Source organism: Bradyrhizobium sp. UFLA05-153, assembly GCF_054185185.1.
This window is the reverse complement of the sequence record NZ_JBBIAM010000079.1, coordinates 19,675-45,560: the sequence shown is the minus strand read 5'-3', so window position 1 is coordinate 45,560 and position 25,886 is coordinate 19,675. Positions and strand designations below refer to the sequence as shown.

At 59.1% G+C, this 25,886-nt stretch carries 19 protein-coding genes; 5 read left to right on the top strand and 14 right to left on the bottom strand.

The window, feature by feature from the left end:
* From Q2941_RS34420 to Q2941_RS34370, 11 genes are all read right to left on the bottom strand, one after another.
* The coding region (locus Q2941_RS34420) for a ClpX C4-type zinc finger protein (RefSeq protein ID WP_458195216.1) at nt 1–170 on the bottom strand (170 nt) is incomplete at its 3' end.
* Nucleotides 171–177: 7 nt separating this feature from the next.
* On the bottom strand, nt 178–411 hold the full coding sequence (locus tag Q2941_RS34415) for a DUF6894 family protein (protein WP_458195211.1): 234 nt from the start codon (nt 409–411) through the stop codon (nt 178–180).
* Between the two features lie 186 nt (nt 412–597).
* Nucleotides 598–906: a hypothetical protein gene (locus tag Q2941_RS34410; protein WP_458195210.1), complete on the bottom strand. Its 309-nt coding sequence runs from the start codon at nt 904–906 to the stop codon at nt 598–600.
* Nucleotides 907–1,145: 239 nt separating this feature from the next.
* Nucleotides 1,146–2,330: an HlyD family secretion protein gene (locus Q2941_RS34405; RefSeq protein WP_458195209.1), complete on the bottom strand. Its 1,185-nt coding sequence runs from the start codon at nt 2,328–2,330 to the stop codon at nt 1,146–1,148.
* Between the two features lie 11 nt (nt 2,331–2,341).
* Entirely contained in the window at nt 2,342–2,545 is a 204-nt protein-coding gene (locus Q2941_RS34400) for a DUF1656 domain-containing protein (protein ID WP_458195208.1), read from the bottom strand.
* Nucleotides 2,545–4,359, bottom strand: coding sequence for an FUSC family protein (locus Q2941_RS34395; RefSeq protein ID WP_458195207.1), 1,815 nt, complete (start codon nt 4,357–4,359; stop codon nt 2,545–2,547). Before Q2941_RS34395 ends, Q2941_RS34400 begins: the two co-directional genes overlap by 1 nt.
* A gap of 46 nt (nt 4,360–4,405) precedes the next feature.
* A complete protein-coding gene (locus Q2941_RS34390; RefSeq protein ID WP_458195206.1) occupies nt 4,406–4,876 on the bottom strand; it encodes a winged helix-turn-helix domain-containing protein in 471 nt (156 codons plus the stop codon).
* A gap of 697 nt (nt 4,877–5,573) precedes the next feature.
* Nucleotides 5,574–5,864, bottom strand: a complete 291-nt coding sequence (locus Q2941_RS34385) for a putative quinol monooxygenase (protein WP_458195205.1) — start codon at nt 5,862–5,864, stop codon at nt 5,574–5,576.
* 198 nt (nt 5,865–6,062) lie between these two features.
* On the bottom strand, nt 6,063–6,341 hold the full coding sequence (locus Q2941_RS34380; RefSeq protein WP_458195215.1) for an ATP-binding protein: 279 nt from the start codon (nt 6,339–6,341) through the stop codon (nt 6,063–6,065).
* 23 nt (nt 6,342–6,364) lie between these two features.
* Nucleotides 6,365–7,000, bottom strand: coding sequence for a response regulator transcription factor (locus tag Q2941_RS34375; RefSeq protein WP_458195214.1), 636 nt, complete (start codon nt 6,998–7,000; stop codon nt 6,365–6,367).
* 223 nt (nt 7,001–7,223) lie between these two features.
* Nucleotides 7,224–7,439, bottom strand: a complete 216-nt coding sequence (locus Q2941_RS34370) for a hypothetical protein (RefSeq protein ID WP_458195204.1) — start codon at nt 7,437–7,439, stop codon at nt 7,224–7,226.
* A 584-nt stretch (nt 7,440–8,023) separates the two neighbouring features.
* Between Q2941_RS34370 and Q2941_RS34365 the strand changes: the two genes are divergently transcribed.
* Nucleotides 8,024–8,416 (top strand): response regulator transcription factor, encoded by a 393-nt coding sequence (locus tag Q2941_RS34365; RefSeq protein WP_458195203.1) that lies wholly within the window; start codon nt 8,024–8,026, stop codon nt 8,414–8,416.
* Here Q2941_RS34365 and Q2941_RS34360 read toward each other — a convergent pair.
* Together Q2941_RS34360 and Q2941_RS34355 are read right to left on the bottom strand one after the other, a co-directional pair.
* Nucleotides 8,382–14,297, bottom strand: coding sequence for an AAA family ATPase (locus Q2941_RS34360; protein ID WP_458195202.1), 5,916 nt, complete (start codon nt 14,295–14,297; stop codon nt 8,382–8,384). The two genes, Q2941_RS34365 and Q2941_RS34360, sit on opposite strands and share 35 nt — an antisense overlap.
* 737 nt (nt 14,298–15,034) lie before the next feature.
* On the bottom strand, nt 15,035–15,289 hold the full coding sequence (locus Q2941_RS34355; protein ID WP_458195200.1) for a hypothetical protein: 255 nt from the start codon (nt 15,287–15,289) through the stop codon (nt 15,035–15,037).
* A gap of 71 nt (nt 15,290–15,360) precedes the next feature.
* Between Q2941_RS34355 and Q2941_RS34350 the strand changes: the two genes are divergently transcribed.
* The 3 genes from Q2941_RS34350 to Q2941_RS34340 are packed head-to-tail and all read left to right on the top strand — an operon-like array spanning nt 15,361 to nt 18,904.
* Entirely contained in the window at nt 15,361–16,539 is a 1,179-nt protein-coding gene (locus Q2941_RS34350) for a sensor histidine kinase (RefSeq protein WP_458195199.1), read from the top strand.
* Complete coding sequence (locus Q2941_RS34345; protein WP_458195198.1) at nt 16,536–16,991, top strand: response regulator; 456 nt, start codon at nt 16,536–16,538, stop codon at nt 16,989–16,991. Before Q2941_RS34350 ends, Q2941_RS34345 begins: the two co-directional genes overlap by 4 nt.
* A complete protein-coding gene (locus Q2941_RS34340) occupies nt 16,988–18,904 on the top strand; it encodes a PAS domain-containing sensor histidine kinase (protein WP_458195197.1) in 1,917 nt (638 codons plus the stop codon). The genes Q2941_RS34345 and Q2941_RS34340 overlap by 4 nt, the downstream gene beginning before the upstream one ends.
* Before the next feature lie 63 nt (nt 18,905–18,967).
* Here Q2941_RS34340 and Q2941_RS34335 read toward each other — a convergent pair whose 3' ends face one another.
* Nucleotides 18,968–24,880: an AAA family ATPase gene (locus Q2941_RS34335; RefSeq protein WP_458195196.1), complete on the bottom strand. Its 5,913-nt coding sequence runs from the start codon at nt 24,878–24,880 to the stop codon at nt 18,968–18,970.
* A gap of 797 nt (nt 24,881–25,677) precedes the next feature.
* Between Q2941_RS34335 and pqqA the strand changes: the two genes are divergently transcribed.
* Nucleotides 25,678–25,824: a pyrroloquinoline quinone precursor peptide PqqA gene (pqqA, locus tag Q2941_RS34330; RefSeq protein WP_458195195.1), complete on the top strand. Its 147-nt coding sequence runs from the start codon at nt 25,678–25,680 to the stop codon at nt 25,822–25,824.
* The last annotated feature ends 62 nt before the right edge of the window (nt 25,825–25,886 follow it).

Genomic DNA, 25,886 nt, shown 5'->3' with positions numbered 1-25,886 from the left:
GACTTCACCAGCGAGGACTTGTTCTCCTCACGGATGATGTCCATGCAGAGCTCGACGCACTCGTCGCAGATGAAGACAGTGGGACCCGCGATCAGTTTGCGGACTTCGTGCTGGCTCTTGCCGCAGAACGAGCAATACAGCGTGCTATTGGAGAGTGACTGAACTGTCATGAGGACCTCAGTGCGGCTTGCCGAGCACAAAAGTGAAAGGGACAACAAAGAGCTCATCACCCTGGTCGTCGCTGACGTGCAAGATCCAGTCACGCCAGTCTTCGAGACTGCTCTCATTGGTAAAGGATTGCACGACGCGGGTCGCATGATCGCGGGCCTCGGCAAGATCGTCCACCACGGCGCCGCGGCGATCGACGAAAACCTTCTTCGTGTTGGAGCAGTGGAAGTAGACCTGGGTCATGTTCAGTCTCCATTGAATGGGATGGGGAGCAGCGAGAGGCACGCGTCGCTCGAGTCCTCAAGGAGAGGTCGCGATGATGGGAGGGGCGACGCTGCTAAGATCTGGAACCACATCCAGGTAGCCAAGAGAGGAAAGAGGATCATTTGAGCACCTCGCGGATCACGATTTTCGGAGGAATAGTGTTGCTCAACCGCCGCACTTCGTCGCCAACAGGTCGTTGAACGCGTTGATCACTGAATCGATTGCAGCCAACACCTGCGCGCCGTCGACGCGGTTGGCAGCGGCTTGTCGCAACACCACCGATTCATAGAATGAGGTGGCGTAGGCGCGACAGCGCTTCTCTTTGTCGGCGGTGTTGTCGAGTTGGCTTTGTACCGCCGCCAAGCGAGCACAAGAGCCGTCGATGTTCTTGTTTGAGGCGCAGCCCGCCGCGACCGCAGGAATCGTAGATGCGTTAATCGCGGCAGAAACAATGAGAACGGCGATTCTCCTCATCAGCGCACTCCATAAAGCGAGTTGTTGAGAGGAGACTTACATTCTTCAGGTCTATGTTCTATTGCACGCGAGTCGCTTCGAGTACGGCTGTGGTTGCCCCACATAAACCTTGGCTTAAAAGAACGTGAGAGACGATTTCGCACGCGGCAGAGGTGCCACCTCTCTTAGCGAGAGAGGCAGCACCACACTCGGTGGAGAGCTGACACGGTCACGTGCGCTGCAATAGCCGCTTTCTACGACTACGGAGATGAAGGGCTCGGAATGCAGCCCGGCCGCGCCGAAGCTTCGCCGATCAATCCGAAGAAGCTGGTCACGAGTTCCGCGCGGATTCTTTGCAAAAGCGTCCCGTCCTGGCCGTCCCGGATCGTGACCGTTGCGGTCAAACCCGACACCAAAGGCACACCGGCAGGCACGTAATCGATCGCGATCCGGACCGGCACTCGCTGGGCCAACCGTACCCAGGTGTAAACCGGATCGACGTTGGGCAGCCCCTGTGTCGCAGCCGCTGCATTGGAAACGCTGACGCCGCGCGTCACCGTTGCGATGTGACCTATTACGGGCTCAGAGTAGCCCATCAACTTCGCTTCGGCGCGGTCACCCACGCACAGCCGGGCCAGCTTTGTTTCCTCGAAGTAGCCGTCCACCCAATAGCTGTCCGTGTCGATGATGGAGACGTTGGCCGTACCTTGATGCGCATAGTCTCCCTTTCGGAGCATGAGATTGGTGACGATGCCATTCACCGGACTGCGCACCTCGGTGTTCCGCAGATTGTTCTCCGCCTGCCGCACCTGCTCCTGGGCCGCATCGACGGCGGCCTTTGCCTGAAGCGCATTTCCCTCATAGACCTGCTTCTGTTCAACGGACGCAGATAAATCAGACAAGCGGCTTCGCCGCTCAGACTGCAACTCCTTCACGTTCAAATCGGCCATCTTTTGCTGTAGGGCCGCTTTGTTTGCACGCAGCGCGACTTCGAAATCGAACGGATCGATGACATACAAGATGTCACCCCTGCGAACGAATTGATTGTCGGTGACTCGCAGCTCTTTGATTTTTGCGGAAACGTCCGGCGCCACACTTGCAACTTGCACTCGCACTCGCCCATCTCGCGTCCACGGCCCGGCGTTGTACTGGTCCCACGTTACGAGAGCGGCCGCGGCAGCAACTGCGACCATTCCGACCGTCGCCAGCCTGCGCAACAGAAGCCGCACGGTTCGCCAGCCATTGTCTCGCCGCGGTGGGATTGATTTCGCTGGGGCCGGGGCAAGTTGTTCGTCCTCCCGGTGACCTTCCGATACCCTTAGGAAGATCTGGTCGAACTCGCTCGCCTGGCGAGCCGGCTCCTCAGGGTCAATCAGCGAAGTACGCGCAACGATTGCCTGCATCGCGTCTTCTCGAACAGTCTCATCATGAACGACCGCATCCATGGCGCCCTCCTCTAGAACAACAGAATCAATAGGCCGAGAACCGTCACATAGACGCTCAACTCTGCGATTGCGCCGTGACTGAACATCTTCGCAAAACCGACGACATGCAAAACCGGCCGAAGCATAATGATCACGACGAGAGCTATCACCAGGTAGGTTACAAGTGGCGCCATCAGAACGCCTCCGACCACGAACTCTGCAAAGGTGTGTGCCATCAGACTGCCTCCGACAAATCGAGATTTTGGCTCCGATCAAAGATGTTGCTTGCAAGGACAAGGCATGCCGCGACATCTACCTGGATCGAATCGTTCTGCGCAGCCTGCTCACGAATTCGGTGGGCAATAGCGCGCAAGGCGGCCGTATCTCGCTTGATGATCGCCGCGCGCGTTTCGTCTGCGAGTGGCGCAAGTGACCCGTCGGCGAATTTCATCAGCTGCGCATCGCAATGCCGGAGCATCGCCGATTGGTCGAAGCAAGTGAGTATTTTCGCGAGGGCGCGACTGTCCTGCGCTCCCCCGGCAGCGAGAAACTGCGCTATCCGCGAAGCGTCCCGGAATGTTGCTTCTTCGGGCGCTTCTCCATTCCCGAAGACAGGTTTCTGCAGCTCGCTGCGAGCCTCCGCTAGAAGCTGCATCCTGCGTTTGTCATCGGATACCGGGGGAATTAGTGTTTGCGCCGCAAGCAGGAATGCAGCTGCCGCTACAATAAACGCAGACGTGAAGAGGAAGGCCTGCGGATTGTAGGTCTGGGGATTACTCGGCGCCAGGATGAGCATGGTGTAAGGTAGAATGGTGCGACCAAGTGATGACCACAGAAGTCTTTTGGAGGTGATGAGGAGTGCTGCACCGACCGTAAGGGGAGCGAGACCGGTGGCCAGCAGAGGAAAGGCGTCGGCGCCATCGAGGATGATGAACTCGAGTATGCCGGTTAGGACAATTGCGATCGGCGCAGCAGCAAGCGCGATCGCGGTGAAGCCGCGCGGATTCGGAGTTGTGGCCCCTAATCCGATCATCAGCGCCACGAAAGACAGGGAAACGCTCGCCGCTGGCCACCCGGCCCAAACGTAGAAGGCCGAGCCCATTGCAAACCATAGAGAGGCGCGGAGACCGCTTTCCGCGGCAATTCGATAGGAGCGATACAAGGGTGCACGCCACGATAGTAGCGGCCACTTGACCGATCTCAGAGCGATCAGCTCTTGTCGAACCTCTTCGTCCCGTCGAACGAACTCGTTCCGTGCCGAGACTTCGGTTCGAGCGTCCCCGCCGCGAACACAACCGCTGCTCAAGGTCCGCGCAGCCTGTAATTCGGAGATTAGCGAAACCGCGGTGCTGCGGGCGGCAGCGCTCCTGACCGAGCCGCTGGTCGACTCCGGAGCCAGGCTTGCGATCTCCGGCCGGAGCGCCACAATTTCTCGCAGCAGCGTCAGGAATGTCATTGAGTTGCCTGGTTCGCCGCGGAAGGCAGCGCTTGCATAAGCGCGGATGCGGCGATGGATCGCCGCCAGCTGCGCGACCATGCGCGGTTGGCGGTCTGGAGCAAACATGAACGTGTTCACCACGGCGATCGAAAGAATGCCGACCGCGATTGCGGCGCCACGCGCCATGCCGGATTCAAACACGTGCTGCGGATTGTCGATCTGCTGTGTCGCAATAAATGCGACGGTATATCCGGACAGCACCGCTGCATAAGCCCGATAGCCGTCCAAGAGCTTTGCCGCAAAGACGCAAATGCCAAGCCACGCTGCAAACGCCACGAGGATCAGGTCTCTCGCCTGCGAGAAGAGGCCCGTGATTGCGATTGACACTGTTACGCCCACCACAGTGGCAAGCAATCGAAAACCTGCCTTGTCCAGCGCCTGGCCGCGGGTTGGTTCGGCGAGAACCGCAACCGTAAGCGCGGCCGTCGTCGGCGATTCGAGCTGCAGCCAAAAGCTCACGAACAAGGCGAGGATGGTAGCCAGCCAGACGCGAAGGGCGAAGCTCCAGGAGCTGACCGGAATATTCGCTACTATGTGCGGCTGCTCGGACATTGTCGCGATCACGGTCGTGCCTCTGCCGATGCTTCGTCACTCGCGCTCAGTTGTCACGCCCCGATACATCGACCGAGGCGACGAAACAGTAGCCACGCCCAGGGACGTTGACGATGAACCGATGTCCGTCCCGGCCGTCACGCAACGCACGACGCAGCGCGGATATATGGACCGTGAGGTTCGCAGGCTCGACAAAGACATTGGGCCAGACCCGGGCCATCAGCTCCTGCTTACTGACCAGCTCACCGCGGCGTTCGAGCAAAGCAATCAGGATCTCAAGAGCACGACTTCCGAGGCACACGGGCTTGTCTTCTTCCAGTAGAAGAAACTGCGTCGGAAGCAGGCGAAATGGTCCGAAGGAAACGTCGGCTGGGGCGGCGCCGGCCGATCCGCTTCGTTTATTGGAGTGCGGTGTAGCCGCCTCGAAAGCCTGAGCGGTGCGCCCGGCGTCCAGCTCCGGTTCGGGATGAAATCGCTCCAAGCGTCCGAAAGCTGCAGTCGAAGCTGATGCGCGCATTATGACCTCGCGTGCTTTGGCAGGCTGATCCCGCAAAGATGCCACTGACCGTAATCTGACGATTTGGAGCGCCGCGAGCTATTCCACGTGGGTCGCGCGCAATGACAGATTTAGTCGCGTTGCCTAAACCTAGATTTACAAGCCGAGTGGAGGAGTTGGGCCGCGCATTGTGATTGCTCGGGCCGGATCGACGAGGCCTGACATTCCTGTCGCTAACGCGCTTATGCGCGGCGCCCGTGATCGATAAACCAGCGCATAATTGGCTGCATTTGGATTCGGTAGTGCGCCTCTCTTTTCCGTGCATTCGCGCCCTACCGACCTGCAATGGAGCCAGTCGTCATCCTGCGACAACGTCACTCCATGCGGATCACCAAGTGCTCGGCTATCCGGATTTGGCTTTGCTCAAACGCGCAGGGCAGAGAATCGCGGCGGAACCGAACCTGTGAGCCGGCAGTTGCAAGAGGCAATCGAGGGATCTGCCAAAATACGCGAGAGCCCTTCTTGATCTGCGAGCTACCTCGTCGACCCAATTTCGGAAAGTGTGCGCCGGCTCGTGACGAACAGCCTGGTCAATCGTAGGCGGTGTATCGGAAAACGCGATGGTCTGACGCGACGGCGCCGCACCCGCTTTGCTCCGTTAGCGACCAAATTGGCGCGGCCGCGCAATATGTCGCGAGACGTCGCCTCGTAGTTCGTCTTACGTCTCGACCTGCTTCAACCGGTGGATGGCCGGCTTGCCGTCCATGAATTCAGCCATCGCCCCCATGAGCGTCTTGAAATATTCTGTGCTGAGATGGGCATCGACCGCTGCCTGATCGGCGTAACGCTCCATGAACACATAGGTATTCGGCATTTCACCGTGGTAGAGCTGATATAGCAGACAACCCTTCTCGTTTTCGTTGACCTTCTTGACGAGTTCAGTCGCGACCTTTTCGAAGTCCGCGCATTTGCCTTCCTTGATGTTGGTCGTTGCGACAGTTCCAAACATTCGCATCACCATCGACTTTGAGTGCGTCGTTCTATTGCCGGGCGTATTGGGCTACTTACCGGCATGCGCCAAGGCGCCGGGGGTAAAGCTCGGCAAATGGCGCCAAAGTGCTGCTAGGCAATCGGTTGATCATAACGGTCGAGCAGGGATCGCAAACTGAAACAGAACCCGCGTGGCTGGCTCGCGCTGACCAACAGGTCATCCGCCATGGAATTCGACGATTGGACGGCAGATTGTTAGTCCCATTCCCATGCCGTCGGGTTTTGTGGTGTAGAATGGTTCAAAGAAACGTGGGAGGGTCTCCAGACTGAGCCCGACGCCGGTATCCTGAACCCCAACGTACAGATCATTCAATTCGATCTGGCGGGTGGTGATTAGCACCTGTTGAGCGCGGCCAGTAACTGCCCCCATCGCCTGCAAGGCGTTGAGAACGAGGTAGGCACGACTTGCTGAAGTTGGACCCCTGAGCGCGCCAATTGCGCGCCACGCAATGGGACAGCTCAGGAGCGTTGCGGCCTATCAGGTACCAGCTTGAGCTTGTCAGCCATCCGGCCGAGCTCGGGAAGCGAACCGGCCTGCATCTTCTGCATCGCCCTGCTGCGATGCACCTTCACGGTGGCTTCGGCGATGCCGATATCGTGGGCAATCTGTTTGCTCAGACGGCCGCGGGCGACCTGAATCATGATCTCGCGCTCCCTGGGGCTCAGCGACCCGAAGCGCTCCCTGAGAGCGACCAAGTCCTTCTCATTTTCCCGCCGTGCACGATCACGAGAGAGACCGAGCTCAATGGCGTCGAGGAGATCCTGGTCGCGGAACGGCTTGGTCAGGAACTCGATGGCGCCCCTTTTCATCGCCTGCACGGACATTGGTATGTCACCATGTCCTGTGACGAAGATAATCGGGATTTCCCTATTTGCCGTAACGAGCTCGCGCTGAAGATCGAGGCCGCTTTGGCCAGGCATTCTGATGTCGAGCACCAGGCAGGCGGGGCAATCCGGGAGATCGGACTTGAGGAACTCGGAAATGGACGCAAATAGCTGAACATCGATGCCGAGCGATCGCAGTAGCCGCCCGACCGACGCGCGGAGGTCCGGGTCGTCGTCGACGACCAGCACGGTGGAGGTGGCGTCAGGCATCGCTGCTGCTCGAAGGGACCGCGAAAATGAGCCTGTATCTTCGTTTTCGGCCAGATCGCGCATTTCTAGTCCTAATCCCAGAACCTGAACAGCCCCATTGTTCCCAAAGCATGCGCGTGGGGTACACCAAAGTTTACGACCTGACACAGCGCACCCGTCCGAGGCGTGGATCGACTTTAGGATCTATGGCTCGCCCGATCGCAGCTGAGCGACGCCCATCACCTCATGCAAGCCATTCGCCTTCAGCGCTGACAGCCGATCGAGCGAGTGCCTTGGCCGCATCATCGCGGGCAGCCTTCTCAGCTCGCCGTTCGTAATCGTCGGCAAGAGCCCTTAGCTGACCCGCAATCGCCAGGTCAGTCATGGTTTTGGCGGTGCGGAGCAAAGTCTGCGCGGTCTTCAGATACTGCTTGCCTCGTGGTGAGATCTGAAGCGTCATGACGCCCTCGCGCGGTGTTCGGGCGACTGGTCGAAGGGCATTTGGAGCAAGCCCAACCAATTACGGTCACTTTGGCGGCGAGCTGCGAAGCGGTCGACGCACTCCTTGGAGCAAAGCGTGGTTCGCCACGAATAATGCCGGACGAGACCGAACTTGCCATCACAGATTGCGCATCGAGTGGACCTGTCAGACCCGTGAGTTTCCAAGCGGTAAGCCATTGTTCTCTCCTTTTGGCCCCTGCGCATTTCGGATGCATGCAGACTAGGAGGATTGTCACCAGCACCTCAATTGAGCGCAGGTCGAAAACGGGCATCCAAAGGAGGCGGGCAGCGATACGAAGGCTTACAAGGCCCGGACGTGACCCTGAGGTCGCCGGGTATGAAACCAGCGATCACGTTCGTCCGGCGCGGAGTTCTGCGTCCCAAGCGATGGCTGCCAGGACTCCCTTCTCCGTCGGCATAAGCCAAAGTTTAGGCGCATCGGCATTGCATCGATGGCATTCTTGACGCAAGTCAAGCCATCCCACGCGGATCTACGGCACCGTTAGCTGCCCGCACGAAGGGGCCTGCGAATGGCATAAGGGCATGATGAAAAAGGTACTAGTTTCGGTCGTCGACGATGATCGGTTCTTTCGAGAGTCAATGTGCAGGCTCATGAGATCCTTGGGCCATACGGTCGACGTTTTCTCGTCAGCAACCGAATTTCTCGCCTCCCCGCGCCTCTCCGAAACAGCATGCCTGATCACCGACATTCATATGCCCGCCATGACCGGGCTCGAACTCTGCCGGCGCCTTATCGATGCGGGCCACGCAATTCCGACGATCCTTGTGACGGCATTTCCCAATGACGTCGACCGGGCTCGCGCGCTAAACGACGGCGTCTTGTGTTACCTGCGCAAGCCGGTAGACGAGGACCAACTCACGCGATGTGTTAGCGCGGCTTTCAACTCCGATGGCTCGCCTGAAACGCAGTCGTGAGCTCTCTTTCGGTATCGGGCAAGGTGAACTGGAATACAGCGCCGCCGGGCTCGTTCGCTCCCGCCCACAGCTTGCCCCCGTGAGCTTGGATGATGGAGCGGCATATCGACAGCCCCATGCCTGTCCCACTCGACTTCGTCGTGTAGAAGGCATCGAAGATCCTATCGAGATGCGCAGGATCAATGCCCGGCCCTGAATCGCGCACGGCCACGAGGGCGCCTGCCTCGTCCTGATCGGTGCTGATCAACATCCCTCTTGCTCCCTCTTCAACCGAGCTCATTGATTCAGCCGCGTTGAGAATCAAATTCAGCAAGACTTGTTGCAGCTGAACGCGGTCCCCCAGAACCGGAAGCAACCCCTCCGAAAGCCGGGTCTGGACCGACACGCCATTCCTGACGGTCGCGCTTTGCGCTAACGCGATCACTTCGTTGATCGCCGCGTTGAGATCAAACCGCTCTTTTCGCGGCGGCGCTTTTTTGATTTGCTCTCGGATGCGATCGATGATGTCTCCGGCTCGATCTGTGTCCCCGACGACACAGGAGAGTGCCTCGCTGACCTCCCCCACGTCTGGCGGCTCCATCTTCAGAAAATTCTGGGCCGCTCGGGCATTGTTGCGTGCGCTGGCAATCGGTTGCGTGATTTCATGGGAAAGCGAGGCAGCCAATTCGCCCATCATGCTCACGCGGTTCATGTGAGCGAAATCCGATTCCATCTGCTGCAGCCGTGCCAGTGCTCGTTTGCGATCCTCGATGTCTGTCAGGAGAATGTACCAACGGGCAACGCGTCCAGAGTCATCGCGAATTGGAACAGTGCGACTCTCAAACCACCGATATTCTCCGTCGACGCGCTGCAGGCGCTGTTCGAGTTCGTAGGGAGTCCCGGAGGCGATCGATCTCGCAAACACTTCAGCGAGATGGGGAAGATCCTCGGGATGTACCATTCCGTTTATTCCCCAGCTCCTCAGCTCTTCGACTGGTCGGCCAAAATACTCGACGATTTGACGATTCACGGCTTCGACGTCGCCATTCGGGGCTAGAACCGCAACGAAACCCGGTATCCCGTCAATTGCCGAACGCAAACTTCGCTCGCTCTCACGTAGCGCTTCCTCCGCACGTTTGCGTTCGGTCAAATCGAGCACGAACGCAACACCCTCGTCGCCGCCTTGTTTGAAAAGCGTGGCGCCAATAAGCACGGGAACGCGACTGCCATCTTTCCGAAAATACTCCTTCTCGAAGGGTGGAACGATCCCCGTTGCGTCCAGCTGTGCGCGCGTGCGCAGGTCGCGCTCGCGCCATTCCGGCGGGGACAACTCAGTCCAGTGCACCCGGCCTAAAGCCACGTCTTCGCGGTCATATCCCAAGATACGCAGGAACGCGTCATTGGCTTCAAGAATCCGACCTTCGCGATCGGCAATGAATATCCCGATGATGTTGGCGTCGACCAAACGCCGAATCTTTCCTTCCCGATCCGCGAGGTCGCGATAAAGCCGCGAATTTTCGAGCGAGATTGCGGCCTGCGACGCCAGCATCTTCAATAAGGCGACGCGATCGGGCGTGAAGACGCCTGGTGCCAGATTGTTCTCCAGGTAGAGAATACCGGTGAGCTTTCCCTGATTGATCAACGGCAAACTGAGAATTGAGCGGACACGACACTGACCAAGATAGGGATCAGAAAATCCCTGCTGAGATGAAGCGTCGTCAAGAATCACCGTCTCATGCGTGCGCGTTCCATAACGAACCAACGACTCCGGCAACGCGGCTGTGCTGTAGGAGGCGTCGCGCAGATGCACGGCTACATTCTCTCCACTGGCGATCGCTTCCGCCTGTATCTGCAGCTCATCACCTCGCGGGACAATCAGAAGACCACGTTCAGCGCCGGCGTGCTCGAGGGCTGCGCGCATAAGTTTGTCGATGAGCTTTTCCAGCACCATCTCGCCAGAGAGCGCCTGCGAGACTTCGATCATCGTCGCGAGATCGAGATATTCGACCGGTGCTTCGATCGTTCCCGTTGAACCCGGAGCTCGTTCGTCGGCCCTCAGCCACGGATGCAGCTGATCGAGTTGCCGCACCTTTCCATCGGCCCCCCATCGTAGATAGTTACGCCGTGCGTTCCCCAAATACAGATGTGAGATCTCCTGACAGCCGCGCGCCGAGTAAAAGCGAGCGGCCAACTCATAGGCAAGCGCTTCGTCGTGCACGAAGCTATTTGCGCGTGCCGACGCGATGGCGCGCTCGTAAAGGTTCATGGCATCGAGCGGGCGCCCCTCGATACGTGCAATCTCAGCACCGAGCAGCGCGGCGCGGTGCGCGAAATTGTCCGGGCAACTCTCCGCAAGGATTTCGAATTGAAGGTGACGGCCGGCCATCGCCTCGAGGTGCCGTTCACGATTGCCTTCGTTGTCGGGGCCGCAGCAAGCGGCGTGAGAAAGCGCGGCGAAAAAGCCATAGTCTGACCTCGCAAATTCTGTAGGCTGGGCCCACAGCAGCTTCTCCGCGTTGGTGGCAGCCTCGAGCGCCGCTACGTAGTCGCTCGCAAAGAACCGCGCCTGCAGCTTTCGGATCCACCACCAGCAAGCCGCAATGCCTTGACCTGCGCTACTCGGGAGTTGGCCCTCGAACTCGCTTTCGTCGAAATCCCCGTAGTCGAAGCGGCCGAACGCGCGCGTAAGACCACGGAGCGTCCGGATGAGCCCGAGATGCGCCCTGGACGTGTCGACCATGAACCCGAAACGGGCATGCTGCGCGAACGCGAAGTTAAGCTCGGCTTCGCGCTCGACCTCCGCCAGCGGATCCCCCGCGCAGAGAAGATTGGAGATAAGGATGCTCGAGCTGTACACAGCGTAACCGAGATCGCCGATCTCATTGGCAACTGAGAACGTCCGGCGCAACATATCCCTGCAGGATCGAAAGTGTTCCGCCCAGGTCTGGACAAGGCCCCCGAACCAACAATAGGTAGCGGGCTGCAAACGCTTGAGACCGCGCTGCTCCACCAGATCACACCCCAGCCGCCCGAAACGAATGGCGTCCTTGTAGTCACCGAAGTCACGGCCCGCGATAGTCGCGACCAAGACATATGCGCCGCAGGAGCTGTCGCTATTGCCCTTCTCGAGGCTCAAATTGATTGCCTTGCAGGAGGCGAGCGCATGGAGGTTTTTGTCCGTAAATTGCGCCGCCGGCCCGACTCTGGTCAGGACGTCGACGATCGCAAGGGACTCAGGATCGGTCATCGGGGGAAGGTTGACGAGTTCCTCGATCGTACGGGGGCCAAGTAGTGACCAGATGCGATCGTATTCCAGCCGTACTTCGGCGTCCACTGGGTGTGGCGACCAGTGGATACCGCGTTGGCGGAGATAATCGAGAGCGACCTGAACCGCTCGGTCGCTGCGGGCGAGTGCCGAATAGAGATCGATCCCCAAGCAGGCGACGAGAGCTTGCTCGACCGCGCCGGCGGTGAACGCCGACATGTTCTCCAGGCGCCGCTCCGCCGCACGGAAGTCACCGGTCAGAAATTCACATTCGGCGCGGTTGAGCTCAAGCTCGAAGGTAAGCTCGCGGCACTGTTGCCAGCGGTCGTCCGCCAGCAGTTCTCCACCTACAATCAGATAGGTAAGCGCAACAGCGTACGCTGCGGACGCCTTGGCGCGCTTTCCTGCGATCAAATTCAGCGCGGCCAATTGTTCGCGCTCCTCCCGCGAGGTAATCAGGGCCGCGGCGCGGTTGAGCTGGTTGACGATGTCGAAGATACTCTCCTCACGCTTCTCGCCGCTTGTGTGCAGGAGGATCAGCCTTCCGATTCGAAGATGCTCTTCGGGGCGCCATTCTTTCGAGATCAGCGAATAGGTGCCTTCGTGGATTCGGTCGTGCATGAATTTGTAGGAGCCGTCGAGACGCTCGATAAACTCCTGGCGCACAGCCTCCCAGAGATCTCGGTGAACCTGCTCCTCCGATGTGCCCTGGACGAGCGAGAGTGTGGCCGTTGGCGCGATATTTCCAAGGCAAGCGAACCTTGTGAGCGCCGTCCGCGTTTCAGCTGGCAGACGGCTCAACTTGCGAACCATGAGGTCCACGACGTTGTCGGTATAGCCCTTTGAGTGAATGCGCGCGAGGTCCCATGACCAGCTCCCCGTGGCATGATCGAACGCGACCAGTTCCTCATCTGCAAGAGTGGAGAGGAATTGGATGGCGAAGAAAGGATTTCCACCCGTCTTGTCGTGGACCAATTGGGCGAGCTCCGCAACCGAGGCCGGATGGCTGCGGATCGCATCTGCGATCAAACTCCCCAGATCATCGCGTGCGAGCGGCGAAAGGACAAATTCGTGCACCCGCACTCCTGCTTTGCGGATAGCGTGCAGCTTGCGCGTCAGTGGATGGGTTGAATCGACCTCATTGTCCCGATATGCGCCGATCAGTAAGAGGTGTTGCACGTCGAACTGCGTCATCAAATCCTCGATCAAGTCGAGGGTAGCCGCGTCGAGCCACTGCAAGTCGTCCAGAAAGAGAGCCAGCGGGTGCTCGGGTCGCGCGAAGACGCCGATAAAACGGCGGAACACGAGCTGGAAACGTTTTTGCGCACGTTGCGGCGGAAGTTCTGGCAGCGGCGGTTGCTCGCCGATGATGACCTGCAGTTCCGGGACGAGATCGATGATGAGCTGCCCGTTGGACCCCAGCGCCTCGAGCAATACCTCACGCCACTCGCGCAGTTCGGCTTCGCTCTTTCCGAGAAGTTGCCGGATCAGGCTCTGAAAGGCCTGTGCTAATGTCGCATAGGGAATATCTCGTTTGTACTGATCGAACTTGCCGGAGGCGAAAAGCCCCCGCGGCAGTACCAACACCGGCTGTAATTCGTTCACGACCGAGGATTTGCCGATGCCGGAATAGCCCGAGACCAGGACCAATTCCGGGGCGCCACCGTCGACGACGCGGTCGAAGGCGGCGAGCAGGGTCTCGACTTCGCGCCGCCGCCCGTAGAGCTTCTCGGGAATCAGTAGCCGGTCGGGCGTGTCCTGTTCGCCAAGTGGAAAGTCGTCGATCCGCTGCTCCGCCTCCCATTCGGCTCGGCAACGGCGAAGGTCGCTTTCGAGACCGGCGGCCGTCTGATAGCGGTCTTCGGCCCGCTTCGCGAGCAGCTTCATGACGATCGCCGAAATGGCACCTGGGATTTCCTTCCGCTCGATCGGGGGCGCCGGCCGCCTGGCGAGATGGCAGTGCACCCATTCCATCGGATCCGTGGCTGTAAACGGCAATGCGCCGGTGAGCATCTGGTAGAAGGTTACGCCAAGCGCGTAGAGGTCGCTCCGGGAATCGATTGATCGGTTCATCCGTCCGGTCTGTTCCGGCGCCATGTAGGCGAGCGTGCCGGCGATCGTCTCCGGAGGACGAGGTGGCTGACGTTCGCGCACGACGCGCGAGGCGATGCCGAACCCGGTCAACCACACTTCGCCGGTCGCCTCATTCAGCAGGATGTTGCGCGGCTTGATGTCCTTGTGGACGAGTCCGCGCTGGTGAAGCTTGCCTAGCGCCGCCGCGACAGGAATGGCAAGACGCAAGAAGCGTCCCGCCTCGATGGGCTCGCCGAGCGTGTGGTCGAGCGGCTCGCCGCCCGCATCATCGAGCAGCAGCACGGTCCGGTCGGCATCGCGCACGAGCTCCAGCGGCCGCGCCGCCCACGTTCCGTCGAGTTCATCCTTCAGTTCGTATTCGTGCGTGAGGCGCTCGAGGCTCGAACGAGATGGGTGGTCGGCGGCAGGAGCAACGATCAGCACAGCGCGCTGCTTGCCATCATCGGCTAATCGCCAGCCACGCCGAAAGACACGTTCGTCGTCCTTCCACACGATCTGAGAGCCACCATCCGAGTACGCGACATTCTGCGAATGCGGCACCATTTGTGAGCCTCCGGCATTCGGTCTTCCGATTGAGTCCGCCAAGCCAAGCTTTGCGTCATTCGCGCGGCCTCTCTCCGGCCTGAAGAAATCGTATCCGATCGGCTGAGAAATGCCAGCCGTCCAATGAACCTCCGCGCTCCAAATGCGCGGAACCACGCCTTCTGGTGACCAACAATTTGGCACGCTTTGCTGCGCTTTACTCGCGACGGCAGCACCTGCGCGTTAACCGAGGAATGTCGCGGTGCCATCGCGCGAAATGTCGTCCGCATCAAGTCAAAGTCCGCCGTACTGCAAACGCAAGACGAGGCGTTTCAAAAGCGCGGTTGGTCGTGATCTGTCACGGAGGGGTTGTTATGAAGAGGCTTTCGCTTCGTGTGACCATCGTGGCAAGCCTTGTTGCGTTTGCTTCCGCAGCGCAAGCGCGCTCGGCTTACGACGGGTCATGGGATCTTATCTTTGTGACTCAAAGCGGCACCTGCGATCCGACCTATAACTTTTCGGTCAGCATCACCAACGGAGTTGTCACCCATCCAAATCTCGTAAGGTTCAGAGGCTACGTGGCGCAGTCTGGTGCGGTTCGCGCGTCAGTGACTGTTCAGGATAGGTATGCGTCGGGCTCGGGAAGGCTGTCGGGGGCATCCGGCCGAGGAACCTGGACTGGCCAATCGGCCGGCGCACGCTGCTCCGGCTATTGGACCGCACAGCGAAACTAGCAACTCATTAGCGACGCGACAGAACTAGATCGCGTCTACGGAGTTGCCGGCGCGCTGCTGCTGTTTGGCGGCAAGCACGGCGCATAGATCGAGACGATTGCGCCCATGGCCAGAAGGGAAAGAGACCCGGCGGGCGTTGCGTGTCCATTTTGCCGGCTCGATCGAGCCGCACTGCATGTTCAGGATTTCTTCTTCTAAGAATAATTCGAACTCCGCCGCCGCGGCGGTAGCGTCAGTATCCCGCGCTCCTCGAAGAGCCTGCTTCGCAGGCCCGGACAATCAGCCCCGAACCTGCTATAATTGGCTAATTGCCCAAAGCCGCACGTGCATACGCGTCGGAGTAGAGGAACGTGGCGTATTGGGATAACGAATTTCAGCGAGTCCGGTCGCCGCCCCTGCGGTATGGGTTCGCGGTCGTTTGTGTGGGGATCGCGATTGCCGCCGCGCTCGCGATCCAACAATACCAGTTCCGTGATGTAGCGCTGCCGGTTCTTGTACTCGTCATCGGTATTGTCACCTGGTACGCGGGGACCGGGCCTGCCGTCGTGGCCGTCCTGTTGGGCACGGCAGCCTTCAACTACATGTTTGTAGAGCCAGTCCACACCTTCTACGTTTCAGCGCAAGACCTCCCGTACTTTCTTGTTTTTGTTCTCTCGGCGATCATAGTTGCCTCCTTCAGCGCTGTTCGGCTTAGAATCGAGGAGACCCTTCGCCACGCACGCGACCGGCTTCAGGCCGAGCTCGAACAAGGCCAGCGGCGCGAGGCAGCGATTAGCAAGCTCAATCAGCAGCTCAATCTGCGCGCGGCGGAGCTGGCAGCGGCTAACAAGGAACTCGAGGCGTTTGCCTATTCAGTATCGCACGACTTGCGGGCACCCCTGCGTCATGTCGTCGGCTACTCCGAACTTCTGCAAAAACATACGCCGATGCTGGACGACAAGAGTCAAAGATACATACAGACGATTCGCGAATCAGGAAAAAGAATGGGCAACCTGATTGATGATTTGCTGGCGTTTTCTCGGATCGGCCGCACTGAAAGCAGGACGACGGCAGTGGACCTCCAGCAGTTGGTCAAGGAGGCAGTTTCCGAGATAGAGTCGCAAACAAAGGGACAGGATATCTCTTGGACGATTGATGCACTTCCGATCTGTTATGGAGATCGTTCGCTACTAAAACTAGTTCTGATGAACCTGCTCTCCAATGCGGTCAAGTTCTCAGGCACACGGCGCCCTGCCAAGATCGAGATTGGCTCTGTGGATGCCAATGGAGACAAGATCGAAATCTTCGTGAGAGACAACGGCGTCGGCTTCGACATGCAGTACGTCAATAAGCTGTTCGGGGTATTTCAACGGCTGCATCGGGCTGACGAGTTTGAAGGCACGGGAATAGGATTAGCAACCGTTCAGCGCATTGTTCATCGCCATGGCGGGATGGTGCGCGCCGAAGGCGCGGTCGATCAAGGCGCAACTTTTTATTTTTCACTGCCGAAAGCCACACTTCCAGCGAAGAGGATAGCGAACGCGCCATGAGCGAACTGGGACGAATTCTGATCGTCGAGGACGATCCGAGAGATGTTGAGCTTACGCTCACAGCTCTTGATGAGCACAAGCTCGCGAACGAGGTGATCATTACTCGCGACGGCAAAGAGGCTCTCGACTATCTGCATTGTCGAGAACAATTCGCGTCACGCGCCGATGACAACCCAGCGGTTATTCTGTTGGACCTGAAGCTGCCGAAAGTGGACGGATTGGAGGTCTTGCAGCAAATCAGATCGGATCCGAAACTGAAGATGATACCAGTGGTCGTATTGACATCATCCCACGAAGAAAAAGACATGCTGGCGACCTACCAGCTCGGGGTGAACGCTTACGTCGTAAAGCCGGTGGATTTTCACGAGTTTGTCAATGCCGTCAAAGAGCTGGGCATGTTCTGGGCGATCATAAATCAACCGCCCCCTGGAAGCGCGAAGAAGGTGTCATGAGTTCGCCAATCGGAATCCTCCTGCTGGAGGATGACCCCAATGACGCAGGCCTTATAGAAGTGCTCCTTGAAGCCGATCACTTAATCTGTCGCATCACCTGCGTGCAAAGTCGCAGTGAGTTTCTGGCAGCTCTTGAGAATGCCGAATTTGACCTGATCCTCTCGGACTACAAACTTCCTTCGTTCGACGGACTCTCCGCGTTGAATTTGGCGCTGAGTGTCCGCCCCAATCTGCCTTTCATCTTCGTTTCTGGCACTCTCGGCGAAGAGGCAGCTATCGAGGCCCTTAAGATCGGGGCCACCGACTATGTTCTGAAGACCCGAATGTCGCGGCTCGTGCCCGCCGTGCGGCGCGCGCTGAGCGAGGCAGGCGATCGAGCATCGCGCCAACGGGCCGAGGATGCGCTGCGTCGGAGAGAAAAAGAGCTTCGGGATACCGTTGAGGCGATACCCGCGATAGCGTTTACGACGCAGCCCGACGGTAGCAGCATTTGGACAAACCGACAGTGGGTCGAATTTTCTGGGCTGTCCGTAGAAGAGACGTCGGGATCGGGGTGGCAATCTGCGATTCATCCTGACGACCTTCTTCAACACGTAGCGAAGTGGCATCATTCGATGACAAGTGGTGAGCCGTTCGAAAACGAGGCCCGCCATCGCAGTGCCAACGGAGAATACCGCTGGTTCTTGGTGCGGGCGGTGCCACTACGTGATGAACAGGGCACGGTTCTCAAATGGTACGGCATCCTGACGGACATCACCGAACGCAAGCGCGCAGAGGCGGAATTACGCGAATCGGAACAGAATTACCGCACGTTGTTCGAGTCAATTGACGAGGGCTTTTGCACGATTGAAGTCTTGTTTGACCAGAACGAAAAGCCGATCGATTATCATTTTTTGCAACTCAGCCCATCGTTTGAACGGCAGACGGGAATCAAGAATGCCGCTGGCAGACGGATGCGCGAAATCGCGCCAGAGCACGAAGAGCATTGGTTCGAGATTTACGGCAAGATTGCCCTGACGGGCGAGCCGATGCGCTTTGAGAATGAAGCCAAGCAACTCGGACGTTGGTATGACGTTTACGCCTTCCGGGTCGAAGACCCCCAGCGCAGACGCGTCGGAATCCTTTTCAATGATATTACCGAACGCAAGCGGGCGGAAGCCGAAGCACGAGACAGCGAGCACCGCTATCGCGAAGTGCAGGCGGAGCTGGCCCACGCGGGCCGGGTCGCGACGATGGGGCAGCTCATGGCCTCCATTGCGCATGAAATCAAACAGCCGATCGCCGCGGTTGTAAACGGCGCACATGCCGGCTTGAACTGGCTCGATGCGCAACCGCCAGATCTGGAGGAGGTCCGGCAGACGCTCGGTTTTATCGTCAGCGCCGGCAAGCATGCAGGCGACGTGATGGACCGTATCCGGGCCCTTATGAAGAGGGCGCCTCCACGAAAGGAGGACCTGGACATCAACGAGGCATTGCTTGAGGTCATAGCCCTGACTCGTGGCGAAGTTTTGAAGAACGGCGTCTCGGTCCGGACGCAGCTCGCCGAGGGCTTGCCAGCCATTCGAGCAGATCGGGTTCAACTGCAACAAGTGATCATCAACCTGATCATCAACGCCGTCGAAGCAATGCGCGATGTGGGCGAGGAAGATCGGGAGCTGCTCATCAGTACCCGCAACGAAACCGATGGCGTCTGCGTCGAGGTGCAGGATTCAGGGCCGGGCTTCGCGCCTGCGGATCTTGAGCGCTTGTTCGACGCTTTCTACACCACGAAATCGGGCGGTTTGGGCCTTGGGCTGTCGATCTGCCGCTCGATTATTGAAGCGCACAACGGAAGATTGTGGGCCAGCCCTAACCTGCCACGTGGCGCAATCTTCGGCTTCATTGCACCTGCTAATCCGGCTGTCGAATCCTGAATGGTACAAGACCTGAGAGCAACCGTCCGAATACGCTATGTTTAACCAATGCGGAACCGTCCATCAGACTTCGGCATTCCGCGCTCTCGTCATGTCCTTTTCGGCCCCGGGCAGAGTGAACTGAATTACGGCGCCGCGAGGCTCGTTCGCTCCCGCCCACAGCTCGCCCCCATGCGCACGGATGATGGAGCGGCATATCGAGAGTCCCATGCCCGTTCCACTGGACTTCGTGGTATAGAAAGCGTCGAAGATCCGATCGAGATGCGCAGGATCAATGCCCGGCCCAGAATCGCGGACGGCCACGAGGGCGCCTGCCTGGTCTTGCTCGGTGCTGATCAACAACTCTCGTGCTCCCTCTTCAACCAAGCTCATTGCTTCAGATGCGTTGAGAATCAGATTCAGGAGGACTTGTTGCAGCTGAATGCGATCCCCCGGAACCAACGGCAATCCCTCCGCAAGCCGGGTTTGAACCGAAACGCCATTCCTGAGGGTCACGCTTTGCGCCAATACGATCACTTCGCTGATTGCCGTGTTGAGATCAAAACGCTCCTTTCGGGGCGGCGCCTTCTTGATCTGTTCTCTGATGCGTTCGATGATGTCTCCAGATCGATCTGCGTCCGCAACGATACAGGCTAGTGCTTCCTTGACCTCGCCCAGGTCAGGCGGCTGCATTTTTAGAAAATTCTGGGCCGCCCGGGCGTTATTGCGCGCGCTGGCGATCGGCTGCGCGATCTCGTGAGAAAGCGAGGCTGCCAGCTCTCCCATCATGCTCACACGGTTCATGTGCGCGAAATCGGATTGCATCTGCTGCAATCGCGCCAACGCCTGCGTGCGATCTTCGATGTCGGTCAGGAGAACATACCATCGCGTGATACGCCCGGAGTCATCGCGAATTGGGACGCCGCGGTTGTCAAACCATCGATATTCCCCGTCGAAGCGTCGCAGGCGTTGTTCGAGATGGTACGGAACTCCGGAGGCGATCGACCTTGTGAAGACTTCGGCGACGTAGGGAAGATCGTCGGGATGGACTGTTCCGTTTGCTCCCCAATTTCTCAACTCCTCCAGCGACTGGCCGCAATATTCAATGATTTGGCGATTGACGGCCTCGACCTCGCCATTCGGAGCCAGGACTCCGACGAGACCTGGTATACCGTCAATTGCCGAGCGCAAACTTCGCTCGCTTTCACGCATTGCCTCTTCGGCCCGCTTGCGCTCTGTCAGATCGAGCACGAACGCAATGCCGTTGCCTCGTTCGTCGAACAACGAATAGCCGATCAGCACGGGCACGCGGCTGCCGTCCTTGCGAAAGTATTCCTTCTCGATGGGTTGCGCCACGCCGGTTCTTCTTAACTCTTCGTGGGCGCGCGCAGTGCAGTCGCGCCATTCCGGCGGAGTCAGTTCGGTCCAGCGCACGTCGCCCAAAGCCAAGTCATCACGGTCATATCCCACGATGCGAAGAAACGCGTCATTGGCTTCAAAAACTCGGCCTTCGAAGTCGGCAGTGATGATCCCAATGATGTTTGCGTCCACCAAGCGCCGGATCTTGCCTTCGCGATCTGCGAGATCGCGATAAAGCCGCGAGTTTTCGAGCGAGATTGCCGCCTGCGACGCCAGCACCTTCAATAAGGCGACGCGGTCAGGAGTGAACACGTTAGGCGCCAGATTGTTCTCGAGGTAGAGAATCGCCGTGAGCTTACCCTGATTGATCAACGGCAAGCTGAGAATGGAACGGACACGACTCTGAAGAATATAGGGTTCGGCAGAAAATGCATGCTGAGATGACGCGTCATCGAGAATCACAATCTCATGGGTGCGCGTTCCATACCGAACCAACGACTTCGGCAACTCCGCTGTGCCGTGGGACGACCCGTCCCGCAGATGCACGATCATATCGTCTCCACCGGCGATCGCTTCCGCCTCGATCTGCAGCTCATCGCCTCGCGGGACAATCAGCAGACCTCGTTCGGCGCCGGCATGCTCGAGGGCCGCGCGCATGAGTTTGTCGATGAGTTTTTCCAGCACCATCTCGCCAGAAAGCGCTTGCGAGGCTTCAATCATTGTTGCGAGATCGAGCTGTTCGACCGACGCTTCGATCGTAGCCGCTGGGGCTGGCGCGCGCACCCCCTGCCTCAGCCGCGGATGGATCTGGTCGAGTTGTCGCACTTTTCCATCTGCTCCCCATCGCAAGTAACAGTGACGAGCGTTTTCCAGGTAGAGATGTGCGATTTCCTCGAAACCGCGCACCGCGTAAAAGCGGGCAGCCAGCTCATAGGCGATCGCTTCATTGTGGACGAAGCTGTTCGTTTGGGCCGATTGGATCGCACGCTCGTAAAGACGCTCGGCATCCAGCTCGCGACCTTCCAATCGGGCGATCTCGGCATCGACAAGGGCCGCGCGGTTCTCGAAATTTTCGGGGCAGTTCTCCGCCCACATTCCGATCTGTTCGCGATGGGCTGCCAGAGCCTCCAAATGCTGTCGGCGCTGATCGGCTGAAGCGGAGTCACAGGATGAGGCGCGCGCGAGCGCGCTGTAAAAGTGATACTCCGCGAATTCGATGGCTGGCAGCGACGTCCAGAGCAGCGGTTTCGCCCTAAGGGACGCGTCGACAGCCGCAGAAAAGTCGCCGGCCAGGAAGCCCCCCTGCAGCTTGCGAATCCAATACCAGCACTCGGCAAATGCCAGGTTCCGGTTGCCGGATAAACGGCTTGCGATCAGGCCTTCATCGAACTGTTGGTCGTCGAAAGAGCCGAACCGGCGTGTCGACCCGCGCAACATTCGGACCAGCGCAAGCTGCGTCGCGATGACATCGATGACGAGTCCGAACTGCATCTGCTGCGCCAACGCCAGTCCCAGCTCGACTTCGCGCTGAACCTCGTCGAGCGGATCGCCCACCATGAGCAGGTTGGAGTTCAGATGGGCGCGGCTGTACACCGCATAAGTGAGATCGCCCGTCTTGTTCGCAACATCGAACGCCCGATGCAAGAGATCACGACCACTCCGCGCATGCCTCGTCCACGGCATCACCTGGTTGCCGAAATTCATGAATATCCTGGCCAGGAAGTGCTTCAGATCGTGCCGCTCGACCAGTTCGTAGCCGACCCGTCCAAACCGATACCCGGCCTTGTAGTCCCCAAAAAACGGGCCGGCGACCATGCCTACCCGAACATACGCATTGGACGAGCCATCGCTATTGCCGTGCTCGAGGCTGAGATTGACCGCACCGCAACTGACCAACGCCAGCAGGTTTGCATCCGTGAACACCGCCGGCGGCCCGAGCTTGGTCAGAACATCGAGAAAGGCGAGGGATGCGGGATCGGTCATCAGCGGCAGGTCAACCAGTTTCTCGATTGCGCGGCCGCCGAGCTTCGACCAGATCAACTGATATTCGCGGCGCACCTCGTCGTCCGCAGGATGTGCGGACCACACTACGCCCACATGTTGGAGACATTCCAGACCGACAGCGACTGCTTCGCTCATCCGGCCGCGGGTCGTACACACATCGATTCGCAGGCACGCGACGGCCGCCCGTTCCACGGTATTGGCGGCGCGGGATGACAGCAGCGTCAGCCGATTCTCCGCGGCGGCCAGCTCGCCGGTAAAGAACTCGCATTCTGTCAGGTGCAGCTCCAGTTCGAACATGAGCTCACGCCGGTGCTCCCACGAATCCTCCGGCATCTGTGCCGCGCCGGCAGCCAGATACTTCAGCGCCGCGCCATAGGCCGTCGACGTCTTGGCGCGCTTGCCCGCGATCAGATTCAGTCGGGCGAGCTGCTCGCGCTCATCGGCTGAGGCGATCAATGACGCGCCGCGGTTGAGCTGGTTGACGATCTCGAAGATCGCTTCGTCGCGTTTTTCCGGAGATGTCTGTGCCACGAGCAGGCGGCCGATCCTCAAATGCAATTCGGCGCGCGATGCTTCCGGAATCAGCGCATAGGCGGCTTCCTGCACCCGATCGTGAAAGAACTTGTAGGAGCGCTCGAGGCGGTCGATCAGCTGTTGATGCAGGGCCTCCGAGAGAGCCGCGTGCACCTGTTCCTCGGACGTTTCCAGAACGACCGAGAGGATAGCGACGTCTGCGACATTGCCGAGGCCAGCGAGCTGTCGCAACGCGACCTGCGTGTCGAGGGGCAGCCGCGTCAACTTTCCAGCCAGAAGCTCCACGACGTTATCTGTGTATCTTTTGGCGTGGATGCCTCCCATGTCCCAGGACCATTGCCCCCGGTCGTGATCGAAGGCCAGGAGATGCTCGCCGGCGAGGACGTGAAGAAACTGGATGACAAAGAACGGATTGCCGCCCGTCTTCGCGTGCACCAGCTCTGCGAGCGGATCTGCCTGCTTCGCATCGCATCGGAGCGAGTCCGCGACAAGGCTTCGCAGATCGCCGGCCGTCAGCGGGGCCAGCTTGATATCCTGCGACCTTCCGGTTGCACGGATCGCCTCCAGCTTGCGCATGAGCGGATGCGCAGCGGTAACTTCGTTATCGCGGAAGGCACCGATGATGAGAAGATTGCGGAGATCGGACCGGATCAACAGGTCTTCCAAAAGGTCGAGCGTCGCCGCATCGAGCCATTGCAAGTCATCGAGGAAGAGCGCCAGGGGATGTTCCGGCCGAGCAAAGATGCCGATCAACTGCCGAAACACCATTTGGAAGCGCCGCTGCGCGTCCTTCGGCGGAAGCTCGGGGACCGCCGATGGTCCTCCGATAAGGAGCTTCAGTTCCGGAACGAGATCCACCATCAGTCCGGCGTTGGAACCCAGCGTCTTCTGCAAGGCGTCGCGCCATGGCGCAAGCTCGGCGTCGCTCTTGCCAAGCAACGGCCGGATCAGGCTCTGAAGCGCCTGTGCCAGCGTTGCGTAGGGAATATCACGGTTGAGCTGATCGAACTTGCCGGAAGCGAACAGGCCACGCGGTGGCACCAACACCGGCTGCAGCTCGTTGACGACCGACGATTTGCCAATGCCGGAATAGCCATAAACCAGGATCAGTTCCGGGGCGCCACCGTTGACGATGCGATCAAAGGCGGCGAGCAAAGTCTCAACCTCGCGTCTCCGCCCGTAGAGTTTCTCGGGAATCACGAGCCGATCAGGCGTGTCACGTTCACCGAGCGGAAAGTCGTCAATCCGGCCTTGCGCCGCCCATTCGCGCTGGCAGCGGCGAAGATCGCTCTCGAGGCCGGCCGCCGTTCGATAGCGGTCTTCGGCCATCTTCGCGAGCAGCTTCATCACGATCGCCGAAATGGTGCCGGGAATTTGCTTCAGCCGCTCGGCAGGCGGCACCGGCCGCCTGGCGAGATGGCAGTGCACCCATTCCATCGGCTCCATGGCGGCAAACGGCAAAGTACCGGTGAGCATTTGATAGAACGTGATGCCAAGTGCGTAAAGGTCGCTGCGATAATCGATTGATCGATTCATCCGCCCGGTCTGTTCGGGCGCCATGTACGCGAGTGTGCCGGCGATCGTCTCGGGAGGGTGAGGCGATTGGCGTTCACGCGCGAACCGCGATGCAATCCCGAATCCCGTCAGCCTCACGTCGCCGGTCCCGTCGTTGAGCAGGATGTTGACTGGCTTGATATCTTTGTGAACGAGCCCGCGCTGGTGGAGCTTGCCGAGCGCTGCAACAATGGGGATGGCTAACTCCAAGAAGCGCCCGAGTTCCAGAGGTACGCCAAGCAACCGCTCTAGTGGCTCGCCGCCAGCATCCTCAAGCACCAGCACGGTTCGACCGGCATCGCGAATGAGGTCCATCGGCCGCAGTGCCCACGCCCTGTCGAGCTGATCCCTAAGTTCGAATTCGTGCGCAAGGCGGTCGAGGCTTGATCGGGAAGGAGGGTCGGCGGCCGGAGCGATGAGCAACACGGCAGAGCGCTTCCCCGCGCCGTCCAGTCGCCAGCCACGCCTGAAGATGCGTTCGCCGTCCTCCCACAAGATCTGGGAGCTACCGTCCGGGTACGCACTGTTCAGCGAATGCGGCACCACCTGACAGACTCCGGTGTCTGGCTTCCGAGTCGATTTCAGCCGACCGAGCTTTGCTTGTGCCTCTCAGCAGAAATCGTACCGCATCGCCTGAGAAATGCCAGTCATCTGTTTACCTTGCCTAGTCCCAACGCAAGCGGATCTCCCCCCTCGTTATCAGTAATTTGGCGCGATTTGTGGGGCTTTACTCGCAGTGGCAGCTCAAGCGGCCTAGCTGGAGACCAACGTTGGCGTTGTGAAACAATGGGAAGACATGACGAAAGCACGCGACAACATTTTGACCTCACTCAAAGCTGTCGCCACAGCCACACTTGTATGGGCCGCGACGGCGATCCCGGCTCTCGCTCAGCCGCCCTTTGGAGATCCGGACGCTTTCCAAGGCATGTATCCATATCGAGACGTGCTGAATGACGGCGCACCAACTTCAGTGCTCCAGGCCATGCAGGAGAGGGAGAGTGGGATTCGGTCCGAGCACGTGCAACGTGCCGGAAGAACCGCAATGGGGACACTCACGCATATTCGGTCGTTGGCGCACTCGAAGTCATTCGCATGTTCAGCCGATCTCCCGTCGTTGTGCGTTCGGAACGGGCAGATCGTAGTCCTGTCTCAAGACATTGGATGGAATCGATCGGTGCCGAGACATGCCGGCCGTCCATCGATCTTCCTGATCCAGCGTACGCCGATACGCCCTTCTCACTAGCAACAATTTGGCGCGATTTGCGGCGCTTCACTCGCGCCGCCTGCGCATGCGGGTCAAATGGAAACCGGCGCATCCGTGCGTGAAAACCAAGGAGATCCAAATGACCATCACAGCAGCCAAACCAGTGTCGACGCAGCTTCTGTTATCGATTCGGAAGGAAGCGACCATGAAGTGGACCAGCCCGCGCATCGTCGAGGTCGCCGTCGGCCTTGAGATTAACTCTTACGCCCGCGCCGAGCTGAATTAGCGCCAGCAATCAACGAGCTGAGCCTCGAGCCATCGGCGCGTGCAAACGCTCGGCGGCAGGAG

What these genes read in the sequence shown, in the direction of transcription:
- Q2941_RS34405 (WP_458195209.1), bottom strand. Translation starts at nt 2,330, where the DNA reads ATGGATGCGGTCGTTCATGATGAGACTGTTCGAGAAGACGCGATGCAG.
- Q2941_RS34360 (WP_458195202.1), bottom strand. Translation starts at nt 14,297, where the DNA reads ATGGTGCCGCATTCGCAGAATGTCGCGTACTCGGATGGTGGCTCTCAG.
- Q2941_RS34415 (WP_458195211.1), bottom strand. Translation starts at nt 411, where the DNA reads ATGACCCAGGTCTACTTCCACTGCTCCAACACGAAGAAGGTTTTCGTC.
- Q2941_RS34340 (WP_458195197.1), top strand. Translation starts at nt 16,988, where the DNA reads ATGAGTTCGCCAATCGGAATCCTCCTGCTGGAGGATGACCCCAATGAC.
- Q2941_RS34400 (WP_458195208.1), bottom strand. Translation starts at nt 2,545, where the DNA reads ATGGCACACACCTTTGCAGAGTTCGTGGTCGGAGGCGTTCTGATGGCG.
- Q2941_RS34365 (WP_458195203.1), top strand. Translation starts at nt 8,024, where the DNA reads ATGATGAAAAAGGTACTAGTTTCGGTCGTCGACGATGATCGGTTCTTT.
- Q2941_RS34410 (WP_458195210.1), bottom strand. Translation starts at nt 906, where the DNA reads ATGAGGAGAATCGCCGTTCTCATTGTTTCTGCCGCGATTAACGCATCT.
- Q2941_RS34395 (WP_458195207.1), bottom strand. Translation starts at nt 4,359, where the DNA reads ATGTCCGAGCAGCCGCACATAGTAGCGAATATTCCGGTCAGCTCCTGG.
- Q2941_RS34385 (WP_458195205.1), bottom strand. Translation starts at nt 5,864, where the DNA reads ATGTTTGGAACTGTCGCAACGACCAACATCAAGGAAGGCAAATGCGCG.
- Q2941_RS34345 (WP_458195198.1), top strand. Translation starts at nt 16,536, where the DNA reads ATGAGCGAACTGGGACGAATTCTGATCGTCGAGGACGATCCGAGAGAT.
- Q2941_RS34375 (WP_458195214.1), bottom strand. Translation starts at nt 7,000, where the DNA reads ATGCCTGACGCCACCTCCACCGTGCTGGTCGTCGACGACGACCCGGAC.
- Q2941_RS34390 (WP_458195206.1), bottom strand. Translation starts at nt 4,876, where the DNA reads ATGCGCGCATCAGCTTCGACTGCAGCTTTCGGACGCTTGGAGCGATTT.
- Q2941_RS34370 (WP_458195204.1), bottom strand. Translation starts at nt 7,439, where the DNA reads ATGACGCTTCAGATCTCACCACGAGGCAAGCAGTATCTGAAGACCGCG.
- pqqA (WP_458195195.1), top strand. Translation starts at nt 25,678, where the DNA reads ATGACCATCACAGCAGCCAAACCAGTGTCGACGCAGCTTCTGTTATCG.